Genomic DNA, 18,342 nt, shown 5'->3' on the forward strand with positions numbered 1-18,342 from the left:
CCTGCTTTCTCATGGTTCCTATTTTCATTTTTACAATCTTATGCTATCCTACTATTGAATGCTATTGCTGACTTTTTAACCGTATCTCGTGGAAAAGTCCGGTTATCCCTTATGGGGACAAGATAGTTCAGCAACATTTTTTCAACCTCTGGTGCTGCTAAAGTCTGGGAGCACCAGAATTCTCTACAAATACACATTGCCATTTTTATATTCAATTTATATTCATATTTCCAGTATTCCTGCTGTTTTACCGCAATTCCACCAACTATAGTTTTACAAAAATTGAACATAATTAGCTTTCCATACAATTCTTGTATGATTAATTCTGAGTTCTTAGAATGAACAGATGCAGCGCCAAGCGCATATTTTAACTGGTCAAATGCAGTTTCAATTCCCCAGCGCATATGATATAACCGTTTTAAATCATCTGCCGAAAATTTCTCTTTAGAAAGATTTGTAAACAGTACTTCAGTTGTGGTTTCAGAGAGTTTTATTTTTACAATTCTAAGATTTAATCGATATTCCTCACAATCGTCTGTGAAAAAATCAAATGTTGCATCACTGCGAATTCGTTTATATTTTCGTGGGTTTGTTTTTACTTTTTTGCTATGTTTTTTACAGATATAAAGTTCTTTTTCGATATCGTATTCTTCTGTATCAGGAAGATTCAGACCAGAACAGATACCTGTACCTGATTCTCTTCCCCGAACCACGTATTTATCCCCTTTTTGTTCTATATGGGCGAAAGTATTATAACTTTCGTATCCCCGATCAGCCATAAAAATAGCAGGAAACGCAGAAGACCGGCGGTCTACCATTTGAGCCAGGGCTTTATGCTCATTACATTCACAGATTGGCTGAAAAACGACATCTTCAAAAATACCACTCTGAAGATGGTACATAGCATTTAAATGTATCACATTTCTTCCCTTTGAGATATTGGGTATCTTACGCCAGCATAGTGGTTCTTTTAGATTTTCCGGGACAGAAAACTGGGAACCATCTATTGCCAGAAGTTGGTAACCCTGGAAAAGCGCACCTTTTTTACAAGTCTCTGTAAACGAATGGAACAAGGCCGGCATTGCAGAATCTGAAAGTTTTTGCCGAGCCTGAATCATAGCGGAACTATGCGGAATACCCGAATAGTCTGTTGAAAAGAAGAGTGGTTTCTTTGAAAAGTGACGGAATAATTCCTGATCCATACATTGTCCTTGCAGAGGGAGAAGGAATCGAATCACCTCTTCAAATGGAAGTTTACGATTCCTAGAAAAGTCTTTTCCCGGACGCTTTACGTGTGATGAAAAATCTCTGCATAATATTTTTATAGCAGACTCCAGTTTTTGCTTTACAATAAAAGAAATATTTGCCATTTGAACCTCCTAAAAAAGAATATATTCAAATGGCTTCGCCACACTTTTGTGAAGTTTTGTCAAGCTTTTAGGCAAAAAAAGTAGTGCAAAAAGTAAAAAACTACTTTTCACACTACTAAAATCCTTAACTTAATGACATTGTTTTCAAAAAAACCCCGTCCCCAATTAAACTTCAACCTGTCCCTTTTTCATTTCCCTTAAATTGCATCATTTTCATCTACAATTTCCCAGCTGATATAGCCTCCGGCAGGGCGCACATTGTCCGGTGGACAATGGTTTTGCGCCGACCGAAACGGAGTGTAGACTTGCAGAGGTGCGCAGTAGAAGTATGTCATGCAATTGCATGACGCGCACCTCGCAGCAAGAATGCCGAGGCATTTTTGAATTATTGATAAAAGTTCTCAATAGGCGCACCGTTTTTTCATGCCTTTCTATTTTTGCATTTTGATTCTGTGGTAAAATGTAGTTGCATTAAACTAACTACAGGGAGTGAGGAAACAATATATGTTTATTGAGATCAATAATCTGAAAAAGAGTTTTGGCAGTGATTCGAACCGTGTGGAGGTGCTGCGGGGTGTGGATTTTTCTATAGAGAAGGGTGACATTTGTGTATTACTTGGACCGTCTGGTTCGGGAAAGTCTACACTGTTAAATATTATCGGTGGAATTGATGATGCGGATGCGGGATACATTTCCATCGGAGGTGAGCGCATGGCCGATATGAATGAGAAAAAACTGACGGCATATCGGAGAAAGCATCTGGGCTATGTGTTTCAGATGTACAATCTGATTCCGAATCTGACTGTCCGGGAAAATATTGAGGTTGGGGCTTATCTAAGTGACAGACCGCTGGATGTTGATGAATTGTTACAGACGCTGGGACTTTATGAACACAGGAAAAAGTTACCGAACCAGTTGTCGGGCGGGCAGCAGCAGAGAACGGCAATCGGAAGGGCAATTGTCAAAAATCCGGATATTTTGCTCTGCGATGAGCCGACGGGAGCTTTGGATTATAACACGTCCAAGGATATTCTGGAGCTGATCGAGCGTGTCAACCAGAAGTACGGTAACACGGTCATTATGGTCACACACAATGACGCAATCAAAGACATGGCGGACATCGTGATTCGTCTCCGTGACGGTGCGGTGAGAAAAAGTTACCGCAATGAGAAGAAGATTCCGGCGAGAGAGCTGGAGTGGTAAGGAGGACGCGTGATGAGAAGCCCGTTAAATAAACGTCTGTTCCGGGAGCTTCGTGGAGAATTTGGAAAATATCTGGTCATTTTTATCTTGATGACGCTGACGATCGGAATGGTATCAGGATTTCTGGTGGCCGATGGAAGTATGATCCAGGCGTACGAGGAAAGCTTTGAGAAATATAACATTGAAAATGGACATTTCCGGACAGAAAAGAAAATGAACAATGCTCAGATTCAGGATATCGAAGATCTGGGCATCAAATTGTACGAGAATTATTATGTAGAGGAAGCTTTAACAAATGGAAGTACAATGCGCATTTTCAAGAATCGTGATGAGGTCAATAAGGTGTGCCTGATGAAGGGGAAAATGCCTGAAAAACCGGGAGAAATCGGTATTGACCGTATGTATGCAGACAATAATGATCTGAGCGTGGGTGATGAGATTGAAAGTGGCGGACATACATGGAAGATTACCGGTCTTGTGGCGCTTTCAGATTACAGCGCCTTGTTTTCCAATAATAATGATTCCATGTTTGACTCGGTAAAATTTGGCGTGTCGGTAGTGTGTCCAGAGGAGTTCGACAGCTACAAGGCCGATCAGTTGAATTACAGCTACGCATGGAAATACAATACTGAGCCCAAAAATGAAAAGGCAGAAAAAGACATTTCGGAAGATCTGATGGAAGATGTGGCAAAAGAAGTGACACTGGAAGAATTTGTCCCAAGATACACGAACCAGGCAATCATTTTCACTGGGGATGATATGGGCGGTGACCGTTCGATGATGATCGTGCTTCTTTATATCATCATCGTGATCATGGCATTTGTCTTTGCAATCACTACTAACAACACGATCCGAAAAGAGGCAAATGTAATCGGCACCTTGCGGGCATCCGGCTATACAAGAGGTGAATTGATCCGGCATTACATGGCAGCCCCGGTATTTGTCACATTTATCGGAGCGATTATTGGAAATATTATCGGCTATACGGTAGGAAAAGATTATTGCGCGGGACTTTACTATGGAAGCTACAGCCTGCCGACCTACGTGACCATTTGGAACGCGGAAGCATTTCTTCTGACAACGGTAGTGCCGATCCTCATTATGCTTGTGGTGAATTCTGTGCTGCTGTGGTACAAATTAAAACTATCACCACTGAAGTTCCTGAGAAGGGACTTAAGCAGACGTAAACAGAAACATGCATTGCCGTTGAGTGAGCATCTTGGCTTTTTCCACAGATTCCGGATACGTGTGATCCTTCAGAATATGAGTAACTACGCAGTATTGTTTGTGGGAATTATTTTTGCAAATATGTTGTTGATGTTCGGACTGATGCTTCCATCTGTGCTGGACCATTATCAAGTGGAAATGGAAAATGGCATGCTCAGCAAATATCAGTACATGCTGCAGATGCCGGCGAGCATGGCAGGTGGAGACAGTAAGCTTGAGCAGATGGTGTCCATGATGATGTTCAGTCAGGCAGTAGAGACAGAAAATCCGGATGCAGAAAAATTCAGCGCCTATTCACTGAACACCCTTCCTGGAAAATATAAGAGTGAGGAAATTATCCTCTACGGTGTGGAAAACAATAGTAAATATATCAACATTAAGTGGAAAACATCAGATTCCGCATCTGATACAGATGTGAAAAATGTGGAGAATATCCCTGAGGTATACCTCTCCTCTGGCTATGCAGAAAAATTTAGTCTGAAAAAAGGTGACATAATTACTTTAAAGGAAAAGTATGAAAATAAAAAATACAAGTTTAAAGTTGCAGGTGTATATGATTACGTAGGTTCACTCTCCATATTTATGCCAATACAGGAACTCAACAAAACATTTGATATGGACAAAGACAGCTTCAGCGGATATTTCTCTGATTCTGAAATTACAGATATTGACGAAAAATATATCGGTTCCACCATTGATGTTGAGGATCTGACCAAGATTTCCAGACAGCTCGACGTGTCCATGGGAAGTATGATGAATCTGATGGACGGATTTTCCGTGATCATTTTCCTCGTATTGATTTATCTCCTGTCCAAGATCATCATCGAGAAAAATGCGCAGTCTATTTCCATGGCAAAAATCCTGGGATATACAAACGGCGAAATCAGCCGGCTGTACATTATGTCCACGTCTATCGTGGTCGTGCTGTTCATCTTGATCAGCCTGCCATTGGAGCTGGAAATCATGCAGATTCTGTTCCGGGAAATGATGCTGACAAGCATTACCGGCTGGATTACATTTTACATAGATCCGAAGATTTTCGTGGAAATGTTTGTGATCGGCGTGGCGGCATATGCCGTTGTGGCAGCAATTGAATATCGAAGGATCCGAAAAGTTCCAATGGATGAAGCGTTGAAAAATGTGGAATAGTGATCCAATGGATGAAGCATTGAAAAATGTAGAATAGTGATCCAATGGATGAAGCATTAAAAAATGTAGAATAGAGATTCGTAGAAATCTTGAAACAGTATGCTGGAAAAATGAATAAGGAATGTTAGAAAGATGAGAATCAGAAGGAGGAGAATATGAAACGACCAGTTGTAATGATATTATTAGCAGGTGCGCTGACGTTGTCTATGATAGCGCCGTCAGCACTTCCGGCAGCAGGCAATATAAGTGTCGCACAGGCGGCAGAAAAATCTGGAGATACCGCGCCGGCAGAGACATCCAATGACGCAGCAGTAAAGGCATCCAATGACGTGACAGCAGAGACATCCAGTGACGAGACAGCAGAGACATCCAGTGACGAGGATGCAGGTGAATGGAAAGATAAGACAGAAACAGTTTATGTCGATGCAAATGCAGACGGTTCAGTTAAGAAGATTACGGTCAAAGACTGGCTGCGCCGGAATGGTGACGGTGAGATCATCGATTTTTCCAATTTGAAAGACATTAAAAACACGGAAGGAGACGAAGAATATACGCAAAATGCAGACGGAACTATCACATGGGAGAACAAAGGGGAAGACATTTCCTATGAAGGTACTTCCAATCAGCAGCTTCCGGTGACTACAAAAGTAACCTATTATCTGGACGGCAAGGAAATTAAGCCGGAAGATCTGGCAGGAAAAAGCGGCAAGGTGAAAATTCGGTTTGACTATACGAATAATGAGAGCCGGACGGTGAATATCGATGGTAAAGACGTAGAAGTAAAAGTTCCATTTCTTGCAGCGTCCATGATCATGCTTCCTGGGGATAAGTTTAAAAATGTGAAAGTTTCCGGTGGAAAAGTCATGGCAGACCAGAATCAGAGCATTGTGATCGGAACCGCATTTCCAGGACTTGCAGACAGTTTGGAGTTGAAAGATTACGAGGCAACAAAAGATATTGACCTGAAAGACTATGTGGAAATAACCGCGGATGTGGAAAACTTTGAACTGGATTTCACAGCGACTGCAATTTCCACATGTGGGCTTAGCGATATGAAGGACGGTGACCTTGACGATGTCAATGACATGATTGATGGCGTAAAAGAAATGACCGATGCTTCCGATGAACTGGTGGATGCCATGGGACAATTGAGCACCGGAGCCGGAACACTGCAGGATTATTTAAGTCAGTATACAAGCGGCGTTTCACAGGTGGATGCGGGAGCACAGGCACTGGCGGAAGGTTTGAGTGAACTGGATGAACAAGTAACTACACTCATGGGCAGCTTAAGCGCAGCAGGCAGTGATGATACGACTGCGCAGGCAGTTACACAGATTCAGAAAGATCTTGGAATATTACAGCAGGAGCTTGGAAGTGTCACAACACTGGCGGAGTATGTAAATACAATCAGTGAGAATGTAACCACTGCCAAGAGCGAACTGGATAAAATCAACGTTACAGATTTGGAGACAGAAGCGTCGAATCAGGCGAAAGAAAAAGCAAAAAATGCAGTAAATACAGCAATTTCCGAAACGGAAGCATCTACAAAGAAGGATGTCATGGATCGTTTAAAAGAAACAGAAAGTTATAAATCGCTGACATCGGAACAACAAGAAGAATTGGAAAATGCAGTAAATACAGCCAGTGGTACATCAAGTTCAGCTGAAAAAGAATGTGACAGCATGAATATTTCCCTTACGAATGCGTCTGGCGCTAAGACAGCGATAGACCAGGCGGTAAATGCGCTGGCAGAAGTAAAGGCCATGCAGGTGGATACGACTACAGCCCAGAAGGCTCTTGCGGATTTAGTGACTCAGTTTACGGCTTTATCTGACAGCCTTTCTGACATGCCGGATATGGCCGAAATCGGCGGCAAACTCCAGTCAGCCATCAGCCAGCTTGCCCAGGGGGCGGCTACACTCAGCACCGGAACAAGCCAGTTAAGCTCCGTTGGTACACAGCTTAACACGGGCGCAGGAACACTCGCCCAGGGCGCCAGCCTTCTGGAAGCCGGAATGAAGACATTCGACGAAGAAGGAATTGAAAAACTGGGAGACCTTGCAGGAGATGACCTTGCAAATGTTCTGAATCATTTCAAGGCAGTAAAAGAGGCAGAAAAGACATACACCAACTATGGCGGGATCAGAGAAGGCGCAAGCGGAAGCGTCAAGTTCATCGTAGAAACAGCAGAAATTAAATAACGGATGGGAGATGTTCTTCCAACATTGATTCAATTGAGGGGCGTGTGAAAAAAACGAGAGTTTTTCATGCGTCCTTTCTTTTTTGGGGGACCATTCTTTTTTTACAGCCCCTCGATTTTTAAAAATGATTTTTAAAAATTGTGTCAGAAAAAACAATCATCGGGAAAATGTACCATGATTTTTCCATGATTTCCAAGCGAGAAAAGTGGATATATTTTGCCGATAATGCTATGATAATTCAGTTACAATGATTAAAATTGGAGGATTGATTGTGAGTAAAGGAAGTGAATTTCTGCCGGAGGTACTTGGTCTGATAGAAAAACGTCTGGGAGAGATTGATGAAAATATACAGGCGGTACGCCAGGACATTAACAGTATGAATGAATATTACTGGGACAATTACACGGAAATGGACCAGTATGGATATGAGGACTATGACAATCAGCAGGCGCTGAAAATGCAGGTGAATGCCAATCAGGAGAACTGGAAAATGCGCCGGCGTCTGAAACGTATGCTGGATGCACCATTTTTCGGAAGTGTAGAATTCGTCTATGACGGAGAAGACGAGCCGGAAGATTTTTACATCGGAATCGGAAATTTTGCAAGAGAGCGTGGCGCATTGCCACTCATTTACGACTGGAGAGCCCCGGTGAGCAGCCTGTTTTATGACTACGACAAAGGCGAGGCGTCCTACGAAGCGCCGGGCGGGCGCATGGATGGAGAGATTCTGTCTAAATGGCAGTACAAAATCCGTGGCGGCAAGATGATCTATGAATTTGAGAGTGATGTGAAGATTGACGATGACATTTTAAAGCAGGAACTTGGCGCCAACAGCGACACGAAACTGAAAAATATTGTGCGTACAATCCAGAAGGAACAAAATGCAATTATCCGCAACACGAAGGACAAGATTCTGGCTATTCAAGGAGTGGCAGGCAGTGGCAAGACGTCCGTTGCGCTACATCGAATCGCCTATCTTTTGTATCATGACAGAGAGCATCTGAATTCATCAAATATCCTGATCCTCTCGCCAGGCGGCGTGTTTGCCGACTACATTTCCCATATTCTTCCTGAACTTGGCGAGGAAAATATACAGGAAATGAGTTTTGATCTGTTTGCATATCATGAACTCAGGAGAAATGCTGCAACGCAGGGAAATGTGATATATGGAAATGCTGGCAATCAGGAAAATGCGATATATGGAAATGCTGTGAATCAGGAAAATGTGATATATAGAAATAAAAATAGAGATCAAGGCGGAAATCAAGGAAAAAATCCAAGTAGAAATTCAAAAAGTAGTTCAGCCGGGACTGGTTGGAATAGCAAAATGATAGCCGCCGACTGTGAAGACAAGTATCATCAAATCGAGCGTGAAATCGCAGGAATGGATGATGCAGATCAAAAACGTTACGAATGGAAGCAGTCCGTGGAATACGTTCAGGCAATCGAAGGCTTCCTGATCGAGCTGGAAGACCGGCTGGTAGATTTTGAAGATGTAGAATTCAAGGGCATTCGCAAAAGTGCCAGCGAAATCATGGAATTTTTTTATGAAAAATATACCGGTACACCACTTTTAGATAGAATGGGCGCGGTCATGGATTATTTTATCGACGAAGTCGAAACCTTACGCGGACGCAGCCTAAACGACGAAGAACAAGAAATCATTTGCAGAAAATTCATGAATATGTACGTAACCAGAGACATTTGTCAAATATACAATTGGTTCATGGAAGACTACGGATTTCCGGCACTTCCGGACATGCCGCCAGAGCGCCGCGTACTGGAATACGAAGATGTTTACCCGATTCTCTATCTAAAATACAGCCTGACGGCAGCCGGCCAGCGCAAGAACATCCGCCATCTCGTCATTGATGAGATGCAGGATTACTCCTATTTACAGTACGTACTTCTCGCGAAAATGTTTTCATGCAACATGACAATACTCGGCGACAAAGCACAGACCATCGCCGGAAAACAACAAGACGTTCTCACATTTTTACCAAAAATATTTGGAAAAAAGGTCAAACGTATCGTCATGAACAAAAGCTACCGCAACACAAGCGAAATCGCAGAATACGCCAAATCCGTCGGCGGATCCAAAGACATCCAGTATGTAGCAAGACACGGAAAAGCAGTCGAAAGACATGCCATAAAAACACTGGAAAAAACATGTAAAGAAATCAGCGAAAAATTGAAATTAAGAGAAGAAGAATACGAAACAGCAGCAATCCTCACCATGACAGAAAAAGAAGCAGAACATATTCAAGAAATCATGCATAAACTAGGCGCAGAATCACATTACATCAACCGCGACAGCGCACAATTCAAAAAAGGCCTGACCGTAACCACCTACTATCTGGCAAAAGGCTTAGAATTCGACCAAGTATTTATTGTAGGCGGCGACCGTAACAACAAAATGTACCAAGGATATCAATACATCTGCGCAACAAGAGCACTACACGAATTGTATGTGTATGATGCATAATTTTAATTGGGGACGGGGTTTTTTCAAAAAAACCCCGTCCCCAATTAAAATTTAACCTGTCCCTTTTTGAATTGTCTTAATTGTCTACTGTGGACAGATTTCTACCCAGTAGCCGTCAGGATCATTGATGAAATAAATTCCCATGTCCGGGTTTTCGAAACACACGCAATCCATTTCTTTGTGAAGTGCCAGGGCAGCGTCCATGTCATCGACATGGAATGCCAGATGAGATTCGTTATCTCCGAGATCATACGGGCGGTCCATGTCGCGAAGCCATGTCAGCTCCAGTGAATGTGGTGTTGTGCCGTCTCCGAGATAGACGAGTTTGAAGCTTCCGTCCGGTGCATGGAATTCTTTTGTAACTTCAAGTCCGAGAGCTTTTTTGTAAAACTCTACAGATTTGTCCAGATCCAGGACGTTGATGTTATTGTGAAAAAATGTAAATTTCATAGTGATATCCTCCTGTGAAAATATAATTTGAATCTGTATTGTCTATAATATATCACTTACACAACACCTATGGCAAGGAAATGAAAGATATGCTATACTTAAATCTTGGTAGAGCGTTACTGTTTGCTGAAATATTGTAGATGGTAACATTGGTAGCCCTCGTATAAAATTTTGCTTTGCAAAAGGAGGACATGATGATGGAAAAAATCATAGAGTCAAATAAAGAACAAGATACTTATGACCTGGGATATGAACTGGGGCAGCATGCGAAGCCGGGGCAAGTGTTCACGCTTGTCGGTGATCTGGGCGTAGGAAAGACCGTATTTACAAAAGGACTGGCCGCCGGACTTGGCATTACAGAGCCGGTCAGCAGCCCGACATTTACAATTGTGCAGGTGTATGATGAAGGGCGCCTGCCGTTCTATCATTTTGATGTTTACCGGATCGGTGATGTGGAAGAGATGGACGAGATCGGTTATGAGGATTATGTCTACGGCGAAGGGGTCAGCTTGATCGAGTGGGCGAATCTGATCGAGGAAATATTGCCGGAACACTTCACCGAGATTAAGATAGAAAAGAATTTGGAAAAAGGATTTGATTATCGGAGGATAAGTATATGCGAATTTTAGCACTGGACAGCTCCGGCCTTGTAGCCAGCGTAGCTGTTGTTGAAAAGATAGAAGAAGAGGAACAGGTAATCGCGGAATATACTGTGAACTATAAGAAGACGCACTCACAGACGCTGCTCCCGATGCTGGACACAGTATCCGACATGATCGAGCTTGACCTGAAAACGATCGACGCCATCGCAGTTGCCGGCGGACCGGGTTCATTTACCGGGCTTCGCATCGGCTCCGCCACAGCGAAAGGTCTGGGACTTGCCATGAACAAGCCGTTGATCCACATCCCGACACTGGAAGGACTGGCGTACAATCTGTGCGGAACAGACGCCATCGTGTGCCCAATCATGGATGCGCGCCGCGGACAGGTTTACACCGGAATTTATGAGTTTTGTGGAAATGAATTGGTTGTCCTGGAAGATCAGATGGCGATTAGCATCGAAGGATTAGGCGACCATTTGAAAAAATATGACAAACGCATTATTTTCCTGGGAGATGGTGTGCCGGTATTTCGTGCGAGATTGACAGACGAGATTCTGGCAGAAGAAATAAAAGCAGGCAGAGACATTCAGTTTGCACCGGCCAACATGAACCGTCAAAGAGCAGCATCAGTAGGAACATTAGGACTTCGTTATTATGCTGCCGGAAAGACAGAGACTGCCATGGAACACGAGCCGGATTATCTGCGCCTGTCACAGGCAGAACGCGAACGCAAGGAGCGCGAAGCGAAATCTATACAGTAAAAATGTATCAAACCCCCGCGGGGCGTAAGCATGAGCAGATATGTTGGAAACTCGTGCAACTATAATATAGAAAAAGCAACATGAGAGGTATCGAAGAAATGATTCAGTTTCAGTGTGATTATGAAGAGGGCGCATGCCCACAGATTCTGGAACGTCTGATGGCGACGAATCTGGAGCAGACGGTTGGATATAGTGAAGATGAATATTGCAAGCAGGCAAGAGAAAAGATCAAAAAAGCCTGTGATGCACCAGAGGCAGATGTACATTTCCTGGTAGGAGGGACCCAGACGAACTATGTAGTGATCCGCTCGATCCTCCGTCCGTATCAAGGCGTAATTTCAGCAGTGACCGGTCATATCAACGTGCATGAAACAGGCGCGGTCGAAGCAACTGGACACAAAGTCCTGGCACTTCCAAGCAAAGACGGAAAAATTACAGCATCACAGGTGCGCGCATATTACGATGCACACTGGAATGACGCAGATCATGAGCACATCGTACAGCCGGGCATGGTCTACATTTCCCATCCGACGGAAAATGGAACAATTTACAGCAAGTCTGAATTACAGGAACTTTACGCAACCTGTAAAGAACTTGGTTTGCCATTATTCATGGACGGAGCAAGAATGGGATATGGATTAATGTCTGAAAAATCAGACATGACACTGGCAGATATTGCAGCAAATACAGATGTATTTTATATTGGGGGAACGAAGGTAGGAGCACTTTTCGGCGAGGCAGTCGTAATCACAAAATCCGCTCTTAAGAAAGATTTTCGTTACTGCATGAAGCAGAGTGGAGCAATGCTGGCCAAAGGACGCCTTCTGGGAATCCAGTTTGATACATTATTTACAGACGATTTATATTTCAAAATTGCAGCTCACGCAGACAAATTAGCTATGAAGTTAAAAAATGCATTTCTTGAAAAAGGATATAAAATGTATTTTGATTCTTACACGAACCAGCAGTATCCGATCTTGTCAAAGAAAGACCGCGAAAAATTAGCACAGAAATATCAGTTTAGTTTTTGGGAACAGATAGATGAAGACTATGCGGCAGTGCGCTTCTGCACAAGTTGGGCAACAAGTGAAGAAGCAATAGACGAGCTGATCCAGGATATTTAAGAAGCTATAATAAGATGGAGCCTAGAAGCAATATAGAAAAACCAAAAGACAGAAGATATGGAAATAATAGAAATTAAAAAAGACCAACAGCAATATATTTCTGAGATTGCAGCGCTGGAATCCGATATCTTTCCGGATCCATGGAGTGAAAAAAGTATCAGGGATACGCTTGAAAATCCTCAGGCACGGATTTGGGCTATTATAAGCAGACAAGCGCCGCCATGCTCCTGCGCTTCAACGGCGCCGGAGCATGCAGGCAAGCCACAACTCCTTGGCTATGTGATTTTTTATTATGTGTTAGATGAGGGAGAAATCGCCAGAATTGCGACATCGCCGCAACATCGCCGGCAGGGGGTGGCTGTAAGACTTCTTGAAAAAATGCGTGCATTTAGTTACGAGCAGAATATTACAAGATGGCTGCTGGATGTTCGTATTTCCAATGAAACAGCAATACATTTTTACAAGGCAGCAGGATTTGCCGAAGACGGTGTGCGAAAGAATTTCTATGCAAACCCGCCGGAAGATGCTATACTTATGAGTTGTGAAGTCGAAACTTCAGGCAGCGACCGAGCCTGAAGCCTGTCCAAAAGCCAGGCAGCGACCGAGCCTGAAGCCTGTCCAAAAGCCAGGCGCGGCTGCATGAAAAATGAAGTTGGAAATGAACTGGCAGATGCTCCAACACTTCCCACTGGGAAATGCGCATCTGACCAGATATAATATAGGCGTAATGAATCAATCCGGTGCCCGGGTGTCAGATACCATACATTTTCCACACAGGCACACCAGACTTCAAGGAGGAATTGTATGCGCCAGTATCATACAACTGTAAAAGAAACAAAAGAAATCGACAAGATCATCTGCAACCGCTGTGGCAGAAGTATTCCGGTAATCCAAGGGGTTCCCCGCGAGGACGTACTGGAAGTATCCAAGCGCTGGGGCTATTTCTCGGAAAAAGACAACCGGCTGGACGAATTTGACCTCTGCGAGCAGTGCTACGATGAAATTATAAGCGAATTTAAAATAAAAATCTGATTCAGAGTCTGCACGAATATCCGGACGCTGAAGAAAATCAAAAACAAACGGACCGGCAGGACATTTGCCTGACGGCTCTGGATAAGAGGTAAAAAAATATGTTAGACGTATGTTTGTTGGGAACGGGCGGCATGATGCCCCTCCCGTACCGCTGGCTCACCTCGCTTCTGGTGAGATATAACGGCAGCAGTCTTCTAATTGACTGCGGAGAAGGTACGCAGATTGCAATAAAAGAAAAAGGCTGGAGTTTCAAACCCATCGATGTGATTTGCTTCACACATTACCACGGCGACCACATCAGCGGACTCCCAGGCCTGCTCCTGACTATGGGAAATGCAGACCGCACGGAACCGTTGACTCTGATTGGACCGAAAGGACTGGAGCGGGTAGTCAACTCACTTCGCGTTATTGCGCCGGAACTGCCATTTCAGATAAAATACATCGAAATCACACAGCCGGAGCAGATATTTGAGATGAATGGCTATCGCCTGAAAGCATTTCGCGTAAATCATAACGTCACTTGCTATGGCTACACGATGGAAATCGACCGCGCCGGGAAGTTCGACGTGGATCGTGCAAATGAAGCGGCAATTCCGCAGAAGTTCTGGGGCAGTCTGCAAAAAGGTGAAAATGTCCAGGACGGAGACAATTTATACACACCGGACATGGTTCTTGGACCTGCGCGAAAAGGAATTAAACTGACATACTGCACAGACACGAGACCGACGGACTCTATCCGCAACAACGCGAAAGGTTCCGATCTATTTATCTGCGAAGGAATGTACGGTGAGAAGGATAAGCTGAAAAAAGCAAAAGAATACAAGCATATGACATTTTACGAGGCAGCGCAGCTTGCAAAAGAAGCAGAAGTCGCAGAAATGTGGCTGACGCATTATAGTCCGTCGCTGACGCACCCGGAAGAATATATGGACGAGGTGAAGAAAATCTTCCCGAATTCCATAGCAGCAAAAGATAAACGAACGGTAGAACTGACATTTTCAGATTAATGAAAATGAATTCAGAAGATTGAAGGGATAGAATATGAAGGAAGATGTATTGATTCTTGCAATTGAAAGCTCCTGTGATGAGACGGCAGCAGCAGTCGTAAAGAACGGAAGAGAAGTTCTTTCAAATGTAATCTCTTCCCAGATTGCACTGCATACTCTCTACGGAGGTGTTGTGCCGGAGATTGCATCAAGAAAGCATATAGAGAAGATAAATCAGGTCGTACAGGCGGCTCTTGATGAGGCAAATGTTACATTAGACGATATTACTGCCATCGGAGTTACTTACGGACCGGGGCTTGTAGGCGCACTTCTGGTCGGTGTAGCAGAGGCAAAAGCCATCGCATATGCAGCAAAGAAACCATTAGTCGGAGTGCATCATATTGAAGGACACATTGCAGCAAATTTCATTGAGCACAAAGATCTGGAACCGCCATTTTTCTCACTGGTCGTTTCAGGAGGACATACACATCTTGTGCGAGTCAAAGATTATGGCAAATTTGACATTATCGGACGCACAAGAGACGATGCGGCAGGAGAAGCATTTGATAAAGTCGCACGCGCGATCGGACTTGGGTATCCGGGCGGACCAAAGATTGATAAAGTATCCAAAGAAGGAAACCCAGAAGCCATTGCATTTCCACGCGCACACGTTGAAGATGCACCATATGACTTTAGCTTCAGTGGTCTGAAATCCGCAGTTCTGAACTACATCAACGGCTGCCAGATGAAAGGAATCGAATACAACCAGGCAGATATTGCGGCATCGTTCCAGAAAGCCGTGACAGATGTTCTTGTGGCAAATGCGATGCATGCAGTGGAAGAATTTCATGTGGACAAGCTGGCGATTGCCGGTGGTGTTGCATCCAACAGCGCACTTCGCGCAGCCATGAAAGAGGCGTGTGAAAAGAGAGGGGTAGAATTCTATTATCCGTCTCCGATTTTCTGTACCGACAATGCAGCAATGATCGGCGTGGCAGCTTACTATGAGTATATCAATGGCACAAGAAGCGGATGGGATCTCAATGCAGTGCCGAATCTGAAACTGGGCGAACGGTAGAAGAACCTTAAGGCAATACGTAAAAGCAGATACAGAAATTAAGAATAAGAACGTCAATATAAACGAGGAAAATGAGAAAAATATATGGATAAGAAGAAATGTACGGCAATCGTATTATCTGCCGGTCAGGGGAAACGTATGGGAACCGCTATACAAAAACAGTATATTGAATTATCCGGAAAACCAATCATTTTTTATACTTTGGATGCATTTCAAAAATCCGCGATCATCGATGATATTGTACTTGTAGTAGGTGAAGGGCAAGAAAACTGGGTCCGTGACGAGATCGTAGAAAAGTATCAGCTTACAAAAGTACGCTCGATCATCCCAGGTGGAAAAGAACGTTATGATTCCGTATGGGCAGGACTACGCGGACTTCATGCTCTCAAAGAACAGCCGGAATACGTATTCATTCATGATGGCGCCAGAATGTTCGTGGACGAGCAGATTCTTACGCGTGGATATGAAAATGTAGAAAAATTCGGTGCCTGTGTAGCCGGAATGCCGAGCAAAGATACGGTCAAACTGGTGGATGAAGATCAGTTTGCAGTGAATACACCGCCAAGAAAATTAATCTGGGCGGTACAGACTCCACAGATTTTTAAGGCAGATCTCATAGAAAATGCTTATGCAAAGCTGATGGAAGAGGTGCCGGATAATATTACTGACGACGCTATGGTAGTGGAACAGATGATGAAAGTACCGGTTAAATTATATGAAGGCTCTTACGAAAATATCAAGATCACAACACCGGAAGATCTGGAAATCGCAAAAGTATTTCTTGCGAAACGCAAAGAAAAATATCATAAATAGTTTATGCTGGTTCATAAAAAAGGTTCACAAAAAAGAAAAAATATCAAAAATTATTCTTGACAGTGCAATGGGTATATGATATGATAACTATCGTCGCTGACAGAGCGATATCAATTGCATAGATGGAGAGGTATCGAAGTGGTCATAACGAGGCGGTCTTGAAAACCGTTTGTCCGCAAGGGCGCGTGGGTTCGAATCCCACCCTCTCCGTTTTAGGAGTTTCGCAGATGCGGAACTCCTTTTTGCATAACGGGGGACGGAAAAAATGACACAAAAAATAAAACATTACATTTGTGAAAAAGACGGAAGAATCAAGTGGCAGTTCCGCCTGATTTTATCAGCAGCTATATTATCAATAATGCTTGCTGAAAGCCGATTTTTATATTATCATAGTCCTAAAGATACAAAATGGTTGATATGTATTATTTACGCTCTGACCGGTTATTATTGTCCGGGGTGTGGAGCAGGCCGCGCGTGCTATTGCATTTTGCACGGTCAGATTTATCAGGCATTTCGGTATAACCCGCTGCTTGTACTCTTGCTGCCGTGGATAGGCGCATACCTGGCATTATGCGCGTGCCAGTGGCTATTTACAGGCAGAGAAAGCATAAGCCGCCGGATACCGATGTGGATATTATGGACAATATTGGCAGTTATACTGATATACGGAGTTTTGAGAAATGTAAATGCATATCCATTTGTGTTACTATCCCCGACAAGGGTCAGATAAAAGGAGGAATGAGTATGAAGTGTAAATTTTGCGGAAATGATTTGCCGGAAGAATCAAAGTTCTGTCCGTCATGTGGCGCACCGGTAGAGCCGGAGGAGAAGCAGGAACAGTCAGAACAATCAACAGAAGCGAAGCAGCAGGAAAACCAGAATCCTTATGAATATGGCGTGCCAGGAACAAATAATGGAAGTGGAGCACAGAATGAGAATCCATATCAGTATGGAAGTGCGGAACAGAATAACGAGAACCCGTACCAGTATGGAAGTGAAGGACAGAATAACGAGAACCCATATCAGTATGGAAGCGCAGGACAGGATAACGAGAACCCATATCAGTATGGAAGCGCAGGACAGAATAACGAGAACCCGTACCAGTATGGAAGTACAGGACAGAACACGTCTGCAGATTATAATGCTAATAATGGGACTTATGGTCAGCCGCAGAAGCCAATCAATGGAACAACCTATTTAATATTCGCTATCATTTCAACATTACTTTGCTGTCTGCCGCTTGGTATTGTGGCAATTGTATATGCCTGCAAAATCAATTCTCTACAGAGAAGTGGAGATTATGCCGGAGCGCAGAATGCAGCAAAGAAAGCGAAGATGTTTACGATTATCGGAACAGTAGCTGCGCTTGTAGTATCTATCTTTTATATTATATTTGCAATTGTGATTGGAATTGGAAGCAGCGATTTCGACGACGATCCGGTATCTAATGTTGTGGAAAATGTAATCGAAGATAAGAATGATTCTAAAAAAGCGGATGACAGTGATAAGTCAGATAAAGCAGCAAAGAGTACAGAACCGGCAGTAGCCAGCGGTGAACTTGGCACAAGCTGGGACAGTTATACAGTACAGATCAATGATAAAGTCCTGACATTTCCATGCACAAAAGCCGATATTGAGGCAGCAGGTCTGAGTATGGATACGGATTATACAGCGGAAAATTATATGGTGAATGCTAACGAATATGAGTTGGTTTATTTCGAGGATGCCAATGATAATGAGATTATGGCATATGCAATCAACAATACAGATACAGCGATGGAAGTAAAAGACTGCCTGATCGGTGGCGTTTCTGTAGATGACTATGATCTGGAAAATGGCGGACTCACTGTGATATTCCCAG

At 43.5% G+C, this 18,342-nt stretch carries 16 protein-coding genes and 1 tRNA gene (1 of these 17 only partly in view); 15 read left to right on the forward strand and 2 right to left on the reverse strand.

Annotation, left to right across the window (positions count from 1 at the left end):
• Positions 1–38 precede the first annotated feature (38 nt).
• The gene (locus NQ560_RS02360) at positions 39–1,370 is read right to left on the reverse strand and encodes an IS4 family transposase (protein WP_005331271.1); all 1,332 of its coding nucleotides are present in this window, start codon (positions 1,368–1,370) and stop codon (positions 39–41) included.
• A gap of 504 nt (positions 1,371–1,874) precedes the next feature.
• On the opposite strand from NQ560_RS02360, the gene NQ560_RS02365 reads away from it, so the two are divergent.
• From NQ560_RS02365 to NQ560_RS02380, 4 genes are all read left to right on the forward strand, one after another.
• The gene (locus NQ560_RS02365) at positions 1,875–2,573 is read left to right on the forward strand and encodes an ABC transporter ATP-binding protein (protein WP_005332148.1); all 699 of its coding nucleotides are present in this window, start codon (positions 1,875–1,877) and stop codon (positions 2,571–2,573) included.
• Positions 2,574–2,585: 12 nt separating this feature from the next.
• Complete coding sequence (locus NQ560_RS02370) at positions 2,586–4,949, forward strand: ABC transporter permease (RefSeq protein WP_005332147.1); 2,364 nt, start codon at positions 2,586–2,588, stop codon at positions 4,947–4,949.
• A gap of 155 nt (positions 4,950–5,104) precedes the next feature.
• Complete coding sequence (locus NQ560_RS02375; protein ID WP_005332146.1) at positions 5,105–7,150, forward strand: hypothetical protein; 2,046 nt, start codon at positions 5,105–5,107, stop codon at positions 7,148–7,150.
• 247 nt (positions 7,151–7,397) lie between these two features.
• Positions 7,398–9,635, forward strand: a complete 2,238-nt coding sequence (locus tag NQ560_RS02380; protein ID WP_005332145.1) for a HelD family protein — start codon at positions 7,398–7,400, stop codon at positions 9,633–9,635.
• An 84-nt stretch (positions 9,636–9,719) separates the two neighbouring features.
• Here the strand turns inward: NQ560_RS02380 and NQ560_RS02385 are convergent, their stop codons facing one another.
• Positions 9,720–10,085: a VOC family protein gene (locus tag NQ560_RS02385; RefSeq protein WP_005332140.1), complete on the reverse strand. Its 366-nt coding sequence runs from the start codon at positions 10,083–10,085 to the stop codon at positions 9,720–9,722.
• Positions 10,086–10,282: 197 nt separating this feature from the next.
• Here NQ560_RS02385 and tsaE point away from each other — a divergent pair, with 197 nt between their 5' ends.
• The 11 genes from tsaE to NQ560_RS02440 form a co-directional block, all read left to right on the forward strand.
• Positions 10,283–10,714 (forward strand): tRNA (adenosine(37)-N6)-threonylcarbamoyltransferase complex ATPase subunit type 1 TsaE, encoded by a 432-nt coding sequence (gene tsaE / locus NQ560_RS02390; protein ID WP_022279595.1) that lies wholly within the window; start codon positions 10,283–10,285, stop codon positions 10,712–10,714.
• Positions 10,702–11,448: a tRNA (adenosine(37)-N6)-threonylcarbamoyltransferase complex dimerization subunit type 1 TsaB gene (tsaB, locus tag NQ560_RS02395; protein ID WP_005332138.1), complete on the forward strand. Its 747-nt coding sequence runs from the start codon at positions 10,702–10,704 to the stop codon at positions 11,446–11,448. The genes tsaE and tsaB overlap by 13 nt, the downstream gene beginning before the upstream one ends.
• A gap of 98 nt (positions 11,449–11,546) precedes the next feature.
• Positions 11,547–12,572: a threonine aldolase family protein gene (locus NQ560_RS02400; protein ID WP_040015409.1), complete on the forward strand. Its 1,026-nt coding sequence runs from the start codon at positions 11,547–11,549 to the stop codon at positions 12,570–12,572.
• A gap of 57 nt (positions 12,573–12,629) precedes the next feature.
• The gene (gene rimI / locus NQ560_RS02405; protein WP_005332136.1) at positions 12,630–13,148 is read left to right on the forward strand and encodes a ribosomal protein S18-alanine N-acetyltransferase; all 519 of its coding nucleotides are present in this window, start codon (positions 12,630–12,632) and stop codon (positions 13,146–13,148) included.
• A 228-nt stretch (positions 13,149–13,376) separates the two neighbouring features.
• Entirely contained in the window at positions 13,377–13,604 is a 228-nt protein-coding gene (locus NQ560_RS02410; protein WP_005332133.1) for a hypothetical protein, read from the forward strand.
• A gap of 98 nt (positions 13,605–13,702) precedes the next feature.
• Positions 13,703–14,611 carry a ribonuclease Z gene (locus NQ560_RS02415; RefSeq protein ID WP_005332132.1) on the forward strand — a complete coding sequence of 303 codons (909 nt, stop codon included), beginning with the start codon at positions 13,703–13,705 and terminating at the stop codon, positions 14,609–14,611.
• Positions 14,612–14,645: 34 nt separating this feature from the next.
• Complete coding sequence (gene tsaD / locus NQ560_RS02420) at positions 14,646–15,668, forward strand: tRNA (adenosine(37)-N6)-threonylcarbamoyltransferase complex transferase subunit TsaD (protein WP_005332131.1); 1,023 nt, start codon at positions 14,646–14,648, stop codon at positions 15,666–15,668.
• An 84-nt stretch (positions 15,669–15,752) separates the two neighbouring features.
• Positions 15,753–16,481, forward strand: coding sequence for a 2-C-methyl-D-erythritol 4-phosphate cytidylyltransferase (ispD, locus tag NQ560_RS02425; protein WP_005332130.1), 729 nt, complete (start codon positions 15,753–15,755; stop codon positions 16,479–16,481).
• Positions 16,482–16,605: 124 nt separating this feature from the next.
• Positions 16,606–16,691: transfer RNA gene (locus tag NQ560_RS02430), tRNA-Ser, on the forward strand.
• Positions 16,692–16,746: 55 nt separating this feature from the next.
• On the forward strand, positions 16,747–17,211 hold the full coding sequence (locus NQ560_RS02435) for a DUF2752 domain-containing protein (RefSeq protein WP_005332129.1): 465 nt from the start codon (positions 16,747–16,749) through the stop codon (positions 17,209–17,211).
• Between the two features lie 14 nt (positions 17,212–17,225).
• A protein-coding gene (locus tag NQ560_RS02440; protein ID WP_040015408.1) for a CD225/dispanin family protein crosses the window boundary here: on the forward strand, positions 17,226–18,342 show its 5' portion. The gene runs 194 nt beyond the window's last position; 1,117 of the gene's 1,311 nt are visible here — the first part of the coding sequence; it begins with the start codon at positions 17,226–17,228; its stop codon lies off the right edge, out of view.

It is taken from the genome of Dorea formicigenerans, from assembly GCF_025150245.1.
Lineage (GTDB): Bacteria > Bacillota > Clostridia > Lachnospirales > Lachnospiraceae > Dorea > Dorea formicigenerans.

What these genes read in the sequence shown, in the direction of transcription:
- NQ560_RS02360 (WP_005331271.1), bottom strand. Translation starts at nt 1,370, where the DNA reads ATGGCAAATATTTCTTTTATTGTAAAGCAAAAACTGGAGTCTGCTATA.
- NQ560_RS02365 (WP_005332148.1), top strand. Translation starts at nt 1,875, where the DNA reads ATGTTTATTGAGATCAATAATCTGAAAAAGAGTTTTGGCAGTGATTCG.
- NQ560_RS02370 (WP_005332147.1), top strand. Translation starts at nt 2,586, where the DNA reads ATGAGAAGCCCGTTAAATAAACGTCTGTTCCGGGAGCTTCGTGGAGAA.
- NQ560_RS02375 (WP_005332146.1), top strand. Translation starts at nt 5,105, where the DNA reads ATGAAACGACCAGTTGTAATGATATTATTAGCAGGTGCGCTGACGTTG.
- NQ560_RS02380 (WP_005332145.1), top strand. Translation starts at nt 7,398, where the DNA reads ATGATTAAAATTGGAGGATTGATTGTGAGTAAAGGAAGTGAATTTCTG.
- NQ560_RS02385 (WP_005332140.1), bottom strand. Translation starts at nt 10,085, where the DNA reads ATGAAATTTACATTTTTTCACAATAACATCAACGTCCTGGATCTGGAC.
- tsaE (WP_022279595.1), top strand. Translation starts at nt 10,283, where the DNA reads ATGGAAAAAATCATAGAGTCAAATAAAGAACAAGATACTTATGACCTG.
- tsaB (WP_005332138.1), top strand. Translation starts at nt 10,702, where the DNA reads ATGCGAATTTTAGCACTGGACAGCTCCGGCCTTGTAGCCAGCGTAGCT.
- NQ560_RS02400 (WP_040015409.1), top strand. Translation starts at nt 11,547, where the DNA reads ATGATTCAGTTTCAGTGTGATTATGAAGAGGGCGCATGCCCACAGATT.
- rimI (WP_005332136.1), top strand. Translation starts at nt 12,630, where the DNA reads ATGGAAATAATAGAAATTAAAAAAGACCAACAGCAATATATTTCTGAG.
- NQ560_RS02410 (WP_005332133.1), top strand. Translation starts at nt 13,377, where the DNA reads ATGCGCCAGTATCATACAACTGTAAAAGAAACAAAAGAAATCGACAAG.
- NQ560_RS02415 (WP_005332132.1), top strand. Translation starts at nt 13,703, where the DNA reads ATGTTAGACGTATGTTTGTTGGGAACGGGCGGCATGATGCCCCTCCCG.
- tsaD (WP_005332131.1), top strand. Translation starts at nt 14,646, where the DNA reads ATGAAGGAAGATGTATTGATTCTTGCAATTGAAAGCTCCTGTGATGAG.
- ispD (WP_005332130.1), top strand. Translation starts at nt 15,753, where the DNA reads ATGGATAAGAAGAAATGTACGGCAATCGTATTATCTGCCGGTCAGGGG.
- NQ560_RS02435 (WP_005332129.1), top strand. Translation starts at nt 16,747, where the DNA reads ATGACACAAAAAATAAAACATTACATTTGTGAAAAAGACGGAAGAATC.